This window comes from Spirosoma validum (assembly GCF_014699035.1).
GTDB lineage: Bacteria > Bacteroidota > Bacteroidia > Cytophagales > Spirosomataceae > Spirosoma > Spirosoma validum.
Map to the genome: position 1 here is coordinate 480,498 of NZ_JACXAA010000001.1, position 12,858 is coordinate 493,355.

Consider the following 12,858-nt stretch of genomic DNA (forward strand, 5'->3'; position numbering starts at 1 on the left):
TATGGCACACAAGGATAAAAAAATCGCTTCCCTGCTCGATAATACGTTTTCATCGCTCGGGGGCGATGTGTCATCAACGACACCCGATGATGGGGTAAATCTCATTCAGGAGTGGATCGAAGTTGTTCAGTCGAACGTGAGTACACAATGGCTGGCCGAACCGCTCGAAAAACTTCAGATCGCCATTAATTCACAAAACACACATGAGATTGAAGAGCTTATGCACAATCTCAGCGGTATAACGGTCGACTTCGCCAATAATGCAGCCGGGGATGAATACAAAGAAGAACTGCAAAACCTATCCACTGTTCTGAAAGATTTCGCCCAGGAGTTGACCCAGGTAAACACGCATTAACTTAATGACTCAACACACTAAATCATGATTGCAAAAGATCAAAATCAAATCACGCTCATTGACGAAACCGTCAATACACTCGATGGTAATATTGATACAACGACAGCCACGGATGGCCTGTCGCTCATTGACAAATGGCTGAATCGCCTGGAAGAAGTGGGAGATGATACCACCGACGATATTGCGGAAACGCTCGAACGATTACGGCCAGAAATCGACACAGCCCAACGCTATAATCGAATTGACAATCAACAAATTGCAAATTTATTACAGGATCTGATCGAACAGACTCGGAACGTAATGAACTCGGTTGAAGCAAGCGCCGAACAAGTGGAATTATCGCAGTTGATTGCCGTGCTTGAAAACTTACATCGTCAGGCTGTTAGCCTTATTGATTAACCCTAAACTTTCGAAACGAATGGCACTCGACCAGCATGCTTCTAATTTAATTACTTTAACTGTTAAGGCGTTTGATGGCAGCGCAACCAGCGTATCGCCAATGGATGGCATGTCGTTGATTGATAGCTGGACCAGCTTTTTAAAAACTGACAATCAGCAAAATAGCTCCGTCATAAGTGGCTTGGACGAGCTAAAAGCGGAACTGCAAAGCGGCAACCTTGATGGTACGTCGATTCAACGCATACTCAATAACCTGGTCGATCAGTCCAGTCAACTTATTAAGGCCGTAGGTACGGAAAATAAATCAGAATTGACCCCCTTAACCGACGCCCTACAAAGCTTCAGTCAGCAAGCTGGCGGTTCAGGTAAGCCCGCGAATACGGGTGGCCAGGCGCCCATGACGAGTACCGTTGGGGGCGAATCAACCAACAGGGGCATCGGTGCTTCGGCCTTCGACACAACAGACGATGATGATCTGTCGGATCGGAACGGTGGAACGGTAGATACAGACCCGGAAATCGACATGGACGATACAACGGGCAGCGATGGAAGGCCTGAAAAAGACCGTTTGTCAGGAGACCCTGATGAAACCGGCGATTCAAGTTATTCGTCACAGCCATCCCAATCCCGATCTGATACGTCGCGGGTGAGTGGTATAGGGATTTCAGGAGGTTCGGGCGATACGTCTACCTCACAATCAGGGGGCCGGTCGCAATATTAAACGTTACGTATCCAGTAAGCAATCTGTGTTGTTGGGAAGAGAAATTTATTCGCTACTCCTGATGCACAGATTGCTTCTTCGTTTACGCCCAATACCAGTACCAAGATTCAAACAAAGCGCCTTTGAGCGGGGTTACCTGATAACGACAAACCATCAATAGAGTAAGAAGACCTTATCAGCAGTAGCTTCTTCCGGCCCTATTGTTAACCTAAAAGAATTATGGCTTCTCACGCATTGGATCAGCGATTGTTCGAAAAAACAGCTTCACTATCCGACTCAACCAATTCGATTTCGGCCTCAACACCCGCTCGGATTGAACTTATTGACGGTTGGTTAAAAGTGATTGAAGGGAACGCGAGTGCCGAAATCATCGAAGGGAAACTAAAAGAGCTTCGTGATGAACTTAAGCTTAACCAGCCAGATCCGGACCGGGTTCGTGAATTGCTTTTCAGCCTGGCTGATCACACCTCGCAGATAGCACAGGGGTCCAATACGCACGAGCAACTCGCGGGTGAGCTGGAAAATTTAGCGACAACACTACGTGGTCTGGCTGGCATGCAGATCGTTGAAAATAGATAAACGCTGTCATCAGGTAATTCATTGACCAATTAATAACGTATTATGTTAGGATCGAATAATCTGGAAGAGGGGATGCTCAACGACACCCTCAGTACGTTCCGGAACAGCACCCAGGAGGCTATTTCGCCAGCTCAAGGAGTTATGCTGATTGATGGCTGGTTGCAGGCACTGGATGGCGACCCGAACCTGGATCAGTTGAAGGGGCAGTTGAATGAGCTTCGCACGGCGTTGCAGGCAGCTAAGCCCGATGAGCAGTACGTCCGCGATTTACTGACCAGCCTGGCCGATAAAGCACAGGCCGTAGCTGAAGATTCAAACTCCGAAGGGACGTGGACCGGTGGCCTGGAAAGCCTCTCAAAAATTCTGCGCAATCTCGGCAGTAAATCATAGGGCGACAGTTCGTTTATTGTTGGTTAATAATCTTTAAAGACTTAATTCACTACACACATATGGAAGGAACCGGAACCACACTTGAACACCGGATGCTCAACGACACCTTAGGTGCGCTGGGCGATGGGCATACCATTACGCTTACACCCGAACAAGGGATTTTATTACTGGAAGGATGGCATAATGCCTTGCCTGGGGACGTAGGTGCTGAACGCGTTCTATCGGAAATCGAAACACTGCGCGACCACTTAAAAACAGGGCAGTACGACGGCGAAAAAATACGACATCTATTGCTCAGCATGGCTAGCCATACACTAACGCTTTCGCACGAGCCATCTGTCGGCGAATCAACAGCACACCAGCTTAGGCAGTTAGCGAATGCATTACGCAATTTCACCAGCCAAATCGACTTATGATTACGCACGAAGAATCTACTACGCTCCTCGACTTAACGATGGATGTTCTTGAGGGCGAACTGGCCGATACCACTCCGCAAAGTGGTCTGGGCGTTATTGACCGATGGTTGGAGCAACTCCATCAAACGGATAATGCTACAGATATTACCAATACGCTCGAGCAGGTAAAAACCCAATTGAAAAGCGACCAGATTACCCCCGGCGAATTGTCTGAGTTGCTGAACACTTTAGCCACTCAGACGAATGAGTTTAGTACGAAAATGGGATCAGAGGGCGATATAGCTCCCCGGCTGGAAGGAGTAGCTTCGGCGCTACGCTCAATGGCCGGCCAATTGAGTCATTAAACGAGTTAGAAACCTATAAGGTCCTGGAGACTTTATAGGTTTCGTTTATTTCCGCTGGTTCCAGTAAATCAATACGTTCAAGGTTGCCCGCCCTGACGCAATCAGATCCAGATCGCCATCTCCGTCTAAATCAGCAGCTTGTAAGTCCTCGCAGGCCATTCGCACACTGTCATCCAATGGGTAGCCTTGTACATTGCCTTCGTCCTTTGGCTTGAATAAGCGAACCCCGACTTTCTTATCGGCATTTGGGTTGCGCCAACCCGCTACGATCTGATCGCTACCTATACCCAGAAAATCGCCACAAACCAGCGCATGTCCCTGGCTCAGCACATCGGTAAGTACGTCTATCTCTTTATCCGTGACTAATTTTCTGGGTTTTTGGAATGAATAATATCCGCTTTCTACCTGGAGCACATTTCCGTGCATAGGCTGAATTGTTGCAATGCTTTTGCCACCATCCAGGCGCCGGATTTCCCCGATTCCTTCGACGTCTTTGGTCAGTAAAGGCAGTGTGTTCCGGGCCTCTTCGTCATCAAAAGCTTTCCACGTCTTTTTGCGCCACTCGAAAATCTGACCGCCTTCTTTGCCCGCCACGATCAAACCGGTGGTGCTGCCATCTTCCCAAATCTCAAAATTATGGGTTAGGTGCATGGTTGAATCCACGAGGTAACGCTTCCAGGTGTCACGCGGATTTTTTGGAAACTCGTAACCCCAAATCCGAACCCCTTTGCCTACGCCGTTCTTGTTTCCCAATCCATGCAAAGGCACCACAATAAGTTGGTAGGTATTCTTTCCTACGTTTGCCCATCGCATTCGGTGGGTCGTAACTTCGTGATGAAGACGGACTGGCTCCCACCGCTGCGTCGGGTCCTGGGGACGTATCAAGTAGAAAACGGCTCCGGATTTGGTGCTGTCAACCGTTTCGGCGGGGTTCCAGCCTGCACCGACGGCTACTTCTACCCGCCCGTCGCCATCCAGATCGCGGGCGGCAATGCAGACGTTGTCCTGCGGGGTCAGGTTCGCGGCCATGACATAGCGTTTCCACGGGCTGTTTCTATCGCCGGGGTTTTTGTACCAGACAATTTCCTTCTGATCGGCCAGCAAAATATCGGGTTGTTTATCGCCATCGACATCGCCAATGGCCAAGCCGTAGCCAATACTGATCTGGTTATCAACAACCTGAACGTTGAAATTGGGGCCATCTTTCCGGGCCGTATCGGTTTGCGCGAACAGGGATGAACTTGCCAGGAGGCACAGGAGAAGGATTCTTTTCATACCAATTTTAGTAAGCTGTTCAAGACGCGTGACCTTATGGCAAAGCTACCCCGATAATAGTTCTACCGGCTTAGGCTAACCCGTTCGCCTAATTGCATAACGCGATATGGTGTACCATACTGTTCGCAGGCCTTCACAAAATCGGCAGGGTCGGCCGTATTGAATTCAAAAAGATCGTAATGATGCGGGATGACAAGCTTCGCGCCAATATCACGACCGAGCCGGGCCGCTTCGTCGGGATTAAGATTTCCCGCAACGTGCCGCTCAGGTTTGTTACCATTGATAGGCAAAAACGCTACGTCGACGCTGAATGGCCGTAGTATATCAACCATGCCATCGTACCACAACGTATCACCGGAATGATATACCCGATACGGTCCCACGTCCACTACGTATCCCATGAACTTGCAGCGTCCCTGATCATCGCGTTCAAGTTCATTGTGTGCCGCCGGAACGCCATGAAACACAAATCCATCAACTGGTATTGTTTCTCCATCAGTTATTCCAATTGGCAGATTTGGGCCCCACTGTCCACGAAGCCGTTCCTCTACAAACGCACGATTCGCTTCAGGAATGACGAGCTTCTTGTTCCAGCCAGTGGCAAATAATGGAATCAAGGTATCATAATCTAAGTGGTCGGTATGGTTGTGGCTTGACGTAACCACATCGACTATATCCAGATAACCAGGGAAAATTACCCGTTCCGATAGTCGAACATGTGGCTTGGCCGTGTACGCATATTTTTCAGATAACGAATCCGATAGATACGGATCGAACAGCATGTGACGACCAGCATATTGCACGAGAAAACCGCTCTGACCCAACCACCATATGTGCAAAGCATCCGGCTCGCGACGAGCGGCTTCTATATCAGCCAGTAACGTATCATCTTTTTGAAAAGCGGGTTTCAGCATTATTGTCTTTTTTGTACTGCGGGTGGGAACCCGCAATTATTGGTAGAAAATCGCGGGTTCTCACCCGCAGTACAGTGAATTCGCTATACCCTATCTGTTAGTCATTCGTAAGCCACTGATCCGGCCCATGATCCAGTCGATCAGCTGAGCAGGCAGCCGGGGTAGTAACCACCCCGTCAACTTATTCGGCACGATTGCATAGCGAATACCGGGGTGTGGCGTTTCGTAAATTTTGACAATTCGTTCTCCAAGGTAGTCTACTGAAAAACCGCGGGCTTCGGAATCATCAACCTGCTTCAAAAACCACTGCATGGCTGGGTAGTAAGCTGTGTTTTTATAAGCGACAATGGCTGTACCTTTCCCCCAAATTGGTGTTTTCACAGCACCCGGACCAATAATAACCACTTTAATTCCGAACAGCGCCAGCTCCCGGCGGAGGCTATGGGAGAGTCCTTCAACAGCATGTTTCGAACCAACGTAAGCGCCCATAAACGGAATAGCGATCTGGCCGTTCACCGAACTGATATTCAGAATTCGTCCGGGTTGAACGGGGTGGTTATCTCGTGCGCCAAGCAGGGGCAGAAACGCCTGTGTGACGTGCAGCAACCCCAATACATTTACGTCAAAATGTTGGCGAATGGTGTCCATAGGCTGGTATTGTAGCGGTCCGCCTATCGCAATTCCAGCATTGTTCACCAAGCCTCCTAAACCATCATCGGCCAGTCTTTCGGTCAGCACTTGAGCCGCAGAAGCCACCGCATCAGCATCCGTTACGTCGAATAGCAATGGTACAAAGCGCTCGCCAAATTCCGTCGTTAACCGATCAGCGTCAGTCTGCGTTCGAACGCTACCGAAAACAGTGTATCCACGTTGAATGAACTGATTAGCGGCACCATAGCCAATACCGGTTGAAACACCAGTAATAAGAATGTTTTTGCTGACGGGTTTCATTCCGTAAACATACCTTAAAATCAACTCAACAATCCCACATTCGTCAACGTTATGTCTAGTAAAAAATAAGCACAGGAGTGAATAAACATGGTGTTAGCCATTCACTCCCTCTGGATGGGCCGATTTCGCTTATTCATTCAATTACTCATTAGTTATGCAGGACATTGAGCCCTTTTATGGCTGGGAAAAATATTATACGGCGTCGGAAGATGAGCAGTCGCCGTTCTATGAGCGGGAGTATAACATGCAGCAGTACGAGAACACGATCTACGGCTACTATATTCACCCCCTCTGGGATGAAATCGGCTCCGAAACGCTGTATTGCAAGATCCTCTTCGCCAATTATGATCGACAGTTCGTCGTAATCGAGCTGTTTGGTGAGTGGAACGATACGTTACACAACGACATCATGTACCTTAAACGACAGGTTATCGACCCGCTTATTCAGGAAGGTATCAAGTATTTTATCCTGATCAGTGAGAATATTCTCAACTTCCACGGGTCGGACGATAGCTACTATGAAGAGTGGTTTGAGGACGTAGAAGATGGGTGGATTGCGGCTATTCATTCGCCGGAGTTTATCGAACGGGAATGGAAAAAGTACCACCTGGATTATTACATCAATTTTGGCGGTACGCTCGACATTGCCAACTGGCGAACACTTAAACCCGCGGGCTTATTTGAGTTAGTGAATAGTCTGATTGTCCGGCGGTTGGGGTGAGATTAACGCAGGTACTGGGCAGTCATTTTTTACCTTTCTCCCCGCCTATTTACCCTACTTCCGTTTCTTTTTGGTTTTCCCGTTGATTCTAGTCAATTTTCGCTCCTTAGCAAAAACCCACAAGTAATCGTATGGAAAGCAACGAAAAAGCAAAAGCCACCGAACAAGTACAGGCATCCAAAGCAACAGCCGCTGAAAAGCTCGAAGCGTTTAAGACGGAAGCGAGCCAGCATTTAGATGCAGCAGCTACGCAACTTGACGAGATGAAAGACAAGTTGGTTGCGCAGGCTCAGGAATTTGGAAAAGATATTGATATCGATGGCTTAAAAGTAAAAGCAACCGAGCATTTTGAGGCTGCTAAAGCTGCCACCGCCGAAAACTTAGCCAGTTTGCAGGCGCAGGCCGAAACAGCTTTTGCAGCAGCCTCAGCTAAAGCTGATGAACTTTCGGACGTAGCTGAAGATAAGTTCGACGAAATGAAGGCCGAAGCAGCGGTTCAACTCGAAGCCGCTCAGGTTAAGTTGGATGAACTAAAGGCCGAAGCCTCGCTCCAGATTGAAGCGGCTAAAGAAAAAGCGAAAGCCGTTTGGAATCAGCTGTTTGGTGATTAGCTCTCTTTAATCAACGTAACGAAAAAGCCAGCCTCTTTTACAGAAAGCTGGCTTTTTCGTTACTTATTACCCACGTTTTGGGCCGTGTGGTTTTCCTGGACCACCCGTGCTGCTGGGTGGGGGTGTTGCCGTACCGCTTCCCGGAGGAGTCGGTGGCGGTGTATGTGTACCGCTGTGTGGACCGGTAGCTGTTCCGCTATGAGGAGGCCCAGGAGGTGGCATTCCAGGACCGCCAGTTCCGCTATGCGGGGGCGTATGCGTTCCGCTGTGAGGGGGCGTAGCGGTGCCACTATGCGGCCCTGTTGCCGAACCTGACACAACCCCACCACGAGCCGCTCCGCTCACTTCGTCGGGCGACAAGTCTGAACTTTTCGAGCAGGCATATGCCCCGAGTAACGCAGTAGCTACGCAACCCATCAGAATAAATTTCTTCATTTAACCTGTTGTTTAGAGGTCTAACTTAAGAATGAAATAAGCTTTAGGAGAGAGTACGAAACTTAGGTATAGATCGTTGCAGTCCTGATCCAGCTTTAATCAAAAGTTAATCCATTGAGACTTAGCCGTTAGCTATCTGATAATGAATCCTTTCCTTTTGATGACACCTAAGTAATTATGCTCAAGAGACTTATAGTAATTTTCCGTGTAAAATGATCGATTTAAATCAATATCAAATCGTTATCTGAGTTTCTTATTCAGAGCTGTCAATCTTTTCGGAAAACCCTGTATCAGTCTTTAGTTTACCATTATATTTTGACCAAGTACTTTTAAAAGTCTCTGCGAACGAAGGTGATATTCCTTCAGTAGATGTAGGCCATTATTGCATCGATGATCGAAATTGATTTCCGCTTCCAAATCACTAGATTTGTGCTTTGTTGCTCCCTCTTCTAACGTGGATTCAATTACTGTATTTGCCCCTGCAACCGTAGCAAACGTAGCCTGCGGATTTGATATTTTTGGTTTCGCCGTTGATAATCCTGGCGACCAGATTACCTTGACTCTCCGCGATGAGCCGGGTGTTCGGATTACGGACATCATTGGTGACGAAGGACGACTGCCCCGTGAGGCTTCCCGAAATACGGCAGGGATTGCGATCCAGACGTATCTTAAGCATATTAACAGAACCGACGTTGGCCTCGACGTTGTGTTGCATAAGCAAATGCCTCTTGGCAGCGGCCTGGGTTCCAGCGCAGCCAGTGCCGTAGCGGGCGTATATGCCGTTAACGAACTTCTGGGTCGACCGTTGCCCACGATAAAGTTGCTACCCTTTGCGATGGAGGGCGAACGAATTGCCTGTGGCTCTGCCCATGCCGATAACGTAGGGCCCTCTCTGCTAGGTGGTTTCGTAGTGGTCCGGAGTTACCATCCGCTGGACGTTATTCGCATCGATACCCCGGCCAATCTGTTCTGTACGCTCGTTCACCCCGATATTGAAGTCAATACAAAAGATGCCCGGTTTATCCTTAAAAATGAGGTTTCGCTGAAAAATACGATTACGCAGATGGGCAACGTAGCGGGACTGATTGCGGGATTGATGACGCCCGATTATGACCTTATCAGCCGTTCGCTGGTCGACGTAATTATTGAACCCGTGCGGGCTATTCTGATTCCAGAGTTCAACGAAGCCAAACAAGCGGCTTTAGAAAATGGCGCGCTGGGTTGCAGCATTTCGGGGTCAGGTCCATCCATGTTTGCCCTCAGTCGCGATGCCCAGACCGCCGAGCAGGTTGGCGCGGCTATGCAACATGCCTTTTTGTCGGTTGGCATTACGAGTGAAGCCTACGTATCAAAAATCAATCGGGAAGGCCCTAAGGTGTTATCAGGCGAACCGGTTGTTCAATAGGTGGGTGCTACGTAATTGCTACAGCAGCGCAAAGAATTCTATATTTTTTAACTAATCTATCGATTTACACAATACGTTTGATTTCGTCCTGACCTTGCAATGGATTCGTTATGAGACAGCTATCGTATTGGGCAAGTACGCATACCAAGCTGGCGATCCTGTTCATCGTACTGATCGAAATATTAAAAAACTGGGCAGGATTTCGTTTTGGTTATCGCTTTTTACCGGCTCTACCACTACCTGTTATTGAACTCGTTGTATTGGGTATCGTTACAGGAGTGCTTCTCATCGAAACCAAGTATAGTGATCAGATAAACGTACCTTTTCTGTCAAAAGCGGATCGATACCAGCTGCGAACACGTAGTACATTTTGCCTGTTTATGGCAAGTTTCCTTCTCTTTATCGTATTAGGGAATCGATTTCACTATTTTTTATCTCCCCAGCCAGGCGATTTTACCGTTCAGGCAAGTGTGAATCGGGTAGAGCGCTTTTCTTATGAATCGAAGGACAGCAGTACAATCGATGATGTCCAGAAAACACGTCCATTAACACGTAAAGTGCTACGCAAAGAACAGCAATTGGCTAAGTATAAACATGCTCAGCGCCCAAAGGAGAAAAGCACGGGTGCTTATATTCTTTTGTTTCTACTCGGGGTTGGCCTGGCGTTGTTAGGTTCTGGGTTAGCCTGCCAATTAGCCTGTGCGGGTCAGGGCGTTGCCGCTGTATTGGTCGGTCTTGTATCCCTGGGCTGCTTGGTTGGTGGTATCTATTTTCTAGTAAAAGCGATAATACGTAAACCATCTTCATCGACGGTTCCGAGAAATTAATGACTATCTGTTCATAGCAATGGGTGCGTTTTTCGTTATAGCGGCAGATTACTACCCGCCGTCAGTCTGTTTATGCGTATTTGCTCAGTTCTTCTAGTTGCTTTCCTTTTCTCAGTTATCCCTGTTTCTGGTCAATCCATTGATGCCGCTGAGCGGTATGCGATCATTCCGTATCCCGCTCAGCTCGAACCCCGCGCGGGCGCATTTATTCTCAGCCCTACAACAACGATTATGGTTCCGTTCGGGCAACCTGACCTTAAAATGCTTGTTGAAGCATTTGCGCACCAGATTAACCAGAGCAGTGGTTTATCTATACCCATAACGAACCTTAACAAAACCACACCATCCGGAAATCTGATTCAATTCCTGCCCTTACGGGATACGACCCTTGGCGATGAAGGTTACCGGCTTGACATAACCGAAAGACTTGTTACGGTAGAAGCAAATCATCCCAAGGGATTTTTCTACGCGATCCAGACACTCTACCAACTTCTTCCGCCTAAGGTGCTGCGCAAGGTACAGATAGTAGAGGGCATAAGTCCTTTAGCAGAAACTAGCGCTCCCCATGTCACTAGCCTCCTGCCCCCTGCTCTAAGCATCCCTGCCTGTCGGATTCAGGATCGGCCCCGTTACGTATATCGTGGTATGGATCTTGACGTTAGCCGCCATTTTTTTTCCGTGGCTTTTGTCAAGAAATATCTTGATCTGATGGCTCTGCATAAGTTTAATACGTTCCACTGGCATCTGACAGATGATCAGGGCTGGCGAATTGAAATCAAAAAGTATCCGAGACTAACCCAAGTGGGATCACACCGGCGCGAGACCATTGTGGGTCACTATGATGATCATGACCCACAGGTGTTTGATGGGAAACCGTATGGTGGTTTTTACACACAGGATGAAATTAGGGAGGTCGTTCAGTATGCCGCCACAAAATACATCACAGTTGTACCCGAAATCGAACTACCGGGTCATGCCATGGCGGCTTTGGCTTCTTACCCTGATTTAGGTTGTTCGCCACGCTCACTTAAAGGTGAAACCTACCAGGTAGCCACCAAATGGGGCGTGTTCGATGATGTTTTCTGTCCAACTGAAAAAACTTTTACGTTTCTTCAGGACGTATTGACGGAAGTTATAGCGCTCTTTCCGGGTAAATACATTCATATTGGCGGTGATGAATGTCCGAAGGCAGTATGGCGCAAAAACGCCTATTGCCAGCAGTTGATCAAACGGTTGCATTTGAAAAACGAACATGGCTTACAGAGTTATTTCATCAAACGCATTGATCAGTTCGTTACGTCGAAAGGGCGTCGGATTATTGGCTGGGATGAAATTCTGGAGGGGGCCGGGCCAACGACTCGGTTGTCACCCAATGCTACCGTAATGAGTTGGCGGGGTATAAAAGGCGGCATTGAAGCGGCTCGTCAGCGTCACGACGTAATCATGACACCCAGTCCGTTCTGCTATTTCGATTACTACCAGGGCGACCCAGCCCAGGAACCCACGGCTTTTGGTGGCTCACTGCCGCTAGAGAAAGTATACTCCTACAACCCGACCCCCACCGAATTGACGCCTGAACAAGCTACGCATATTTTGGGTGCACAGGGTAACATCTGGACTGAGTACATTGATTCGCCCGAGCAGGCGGAATACATGCTCTGGCCACGGGCAGCTGCGCTGGCAGAAGTTGTCTGGACACCGCAGGCCCAACGAAATTACGATGCGTTTGCCCGGCGTATACCCACCCATTTTGAGCGGCTGACGAATCTGAATGTCAATTACGCCCGAACGTTTTACGACGCATTTCCATTAGCTAAACCGACCGCAGATGGAAAGGTCGAAGTAACGCTTTCTACGAAGCAACCGCCATCTATTATTCCGGAAATTCGCTATACGCTGGATGGGAGCATTCCTTCGGGAAAGTCCCCTCTGTATGAAAAACCGATCGTGCTGGAAAAATCAACGACCATTCGAACCGCTACGTTCAAGGATGGTAAACCACTGAGCCAGCTTGCCAAAATAGAAAAAGACTATCTCGTTTCGAAAGCTACCGGTAAGTCTTACACGCTCCTGAATGCGCCGACAGGCAATCGGCCAGACAAGAATTATAGTCTGACCGACGGCACGACCGGTGGTACAGGCGGGTACGAAATAGCCGGAATCGTTACGTTTACGAACGACCTAAATGCGGTAATCGATCTGGGATTATCGCAACCGGTCGAACGTGTTCGGATCGGTTTTCTGAAGTATACGGCCCGGAATGTATGCCTGCCGAAACAAGTCGAGATTTCTGTTTCGGAAGATGGAACGACGTTCACCCCCGTTCTGACGGCAAAAACCAATGCCGCCGAAAACGGTAAGCGAGCCTTTGTCCGTCTTCCATTCGATTTTACATCGACAACGGCCCGCTACGTTCGCATCATCGCCCGGAATGTCGGCAAAGTTCCGGCAGGACTGCGAAACCCTGGCAAAGCGGCCAAACTGGCCATCGATGAAATTGAAGTACGATAAAGGA

Annotated in this window: 16 protein-coding genes; 12 read left to right on the forward strand and 4 right to left on the reverse strand. The window is 48.5% G+C overall.

What is annotated here, in order from left to right; genetic code table 11:
* The first annotated feature begins 1 nt into the window (after position 1).
* From IC230_RS01845 to IC230_RS01875, 7 genes are all read left to right on the forward strand, one after another.
* A complete protein-coding gene (locus IC230_RS01845) occupies positions 2-355 on the forward strand; it encodes a hypothetical protein (protein WP_191037257.1) in 354 nt (117 codons plus the stop codon).
* A gap of 24 nt (positions 356-379) precedes the next feature.
* Positions 380-754 (forward strand): hypothetical protein, encoded by a 375-nt coding sequence (locus IC230_RS01850; protein ID WP_191037258.1) that lies wholly within the window; start codon positions 380-382, stop codon positions 752-754.
* Positions 755-773: 19 nt separating this feature from the next.
* Complete coding sequence (locus IC230_RS01855) at positions 774-1,475, forward strand: hypothetical protein (RefSeq protein WP_191037259.1); 702 nt, start codon at positions 774-776, stop codon at positions 1,473-1,475.
* A 219-nt stretch (positions 1,476-1,694) separates the two neighbouring features.
* On the forward strand, positions 1,695-2,054 hold the full coding sequence (locus tag IC230_RS01860; RefSeq protein ID WP_191037260.1) for a hypothetical protein: 360 nt from the start codon (positions 1,695-1,697) through the stop codon (positions 2,052-2,054).
* A gap of 42 nt (positions 2,055-2,096) precedes the next feature.
* Positions 2,097-2,444, forward strand: coding sequence for a hypothetical protein (locus IC230_RS01865; protein WP_191037261.1), 348 nt, complete (start codon positions 2,097-2,099; stop codon positions 2,442-2,444).
* Between the two features lie 59 nt (positions 2,445-2,503).
* Positions 2,504-2,860, forward strand: a complete 357-nt coding sequence (locus IC230_RS01870; RefSeq protein WP_191037262.1) for a hypothetical protein — start codon at positions 2,504-2,506, stop codon at positions 2,858-2,860.
* A complete protein-coding gene (locus IC230_RS01875) occupies positions 2,857-3,204 on the forward strand; it encodes a hypothetical protein (protein ID WP_191037263.1) in 348 nt (115 codons plus the stop codon). The genes IC230_RS01870 and IC230_RS01875 overlap by 4 nt, the downstream gene beginning before the upstream one ends.
* A gap of 45 nt (positions 3,205-3,249) precedes the next feature.
* On the opposite strand, the gene IC230_RS01880 is transcribed toward IC230_RS01875, so the two are convergent.
* From IC230_RS01880 to IC230_RS01890, 3 genes are all read right to left on the reverse strand, one after another.
* The gene (locus tag IC230_RS01880) at positions 3,250-4,479 is read right to left on the reverse strand and encodes an FG-GAP repeat domain-containing protein (RefSeq protein WP_191037264.1); all 1,230 of its coding nucleotides are present in this window, start codon (positions 4,477-4,479) and stop codon (positions 3,250-3,252) included.
* 62 nt (positions 4,480-4,541) lie between these two features.
* A complete protein-coding gene (locus IC230_RS01885; RefSeq protein ID WP_191037265.1) occupies positions 4,542-5,393 on the reverse strand; it encodes an MBL fold metallo-hydrolase in 852 nt (283 codons plus the stop codon).
* 90 nt (positions 5,394-5,483) lie between these two features.
* Entirely contained in the window at positions 5,484-6,344 is an 861-nt protein-coding gene (locus IC230_RS01890) for an SDR family NAD(P)-dependent oxidoreductase (RefSeq protein WP_191037266.1), read from the reverse strand.
* Between the two features lie 154 nt (positions 6,345-6,498).
* On the opposite strand from IC230_RS01890, the gene IC230_RS01895 reads away from it, so the two are divergent.
* Together IC230_RS01895 and IC230_RS01900 are read left to right on the forward strand one after the other, a co-directional pair.
* Positions 6,499-7,065, forward strand: coding sequence for a hypothetical protein (locus tag IC230_RS01895; protein ID WP_191037267.1), 567 nt, complete (start codon positions 6,499-6,501; stop codon positions 7,063-7,065).
* 131 nt (positions 7,066-7,196) lie between these two features.
* Positions 7,197-7,676 (forward strand): hypothetical protein, encoded by a 480-nt coding sequence (locus tag IC230_RS01900; RefSeq protein WP_191037268.1) that lies wholly within the window; start codon positions 7,197-7,199, stop codon positions 7,674-7,676.
* A gap of 66 nt (positions 7,677-7,742) precedes the next feature.
* On the opposite strand, the gene IC230_RS01905 is transcribed toward IC230_RS01900, so the two are convergent.
* Positions 7,743-8,111, reverse strand: a complete 369-nt coding sequence (locus IC230_RS01905; RefSeq protein WP_191037269.1) for a hypothetical protein — start codon at positions 8,109-8,111, stop codon at positions 7,743-7,745.
* 454 nt (positions 8,112-8,565) lie between these two features.
* On the opposite strand from IC230_RS01905, the gene IC230_RS01910 reads away from it, so the two are divergent.
* The 3 genes from IC230_RS01910 to IC230_RS01920 all read left to right on the forward strand — a co-directional run bounded on the left by IC230_RS01910 (position 8,566) and on the right by IC230_RS01920 (position 12,854).
* Entirely contained in the window at positions 8,566-9,516 is a 951-nt protein-coding gene (locus IC230_RS01910; RefSeq protein WP_191037270.1) for a homoserine kinase, read from the forward strand.
* Between the two features lie 110 nt (positions 9,517-9,626).
* Entirely contained in the window at positions 9,627-10,343 is a 717-nt protein-coding gene (locus IC230_RS01915; protein WP_191037271.1) for a hypothetical protein, read from the forward strand.
* 72 nt (positions 10,344-10,415) lie between these two features.
* Positions 10,416-12,854 carry a glycoside hydrolase family 20 protein gene (locus IC230_RS01920; protein ID WP_191037272.1) on the forward strand — a complete coding sequence of 813 codons (2,439 nt, stop codon included), beginning with the start codon at positions 10,416-10,418 and terminating at the stop codon, positions 12,852-12,854.
* Positions 12,855-12,858: the final 4 nt, after the last annotated feature.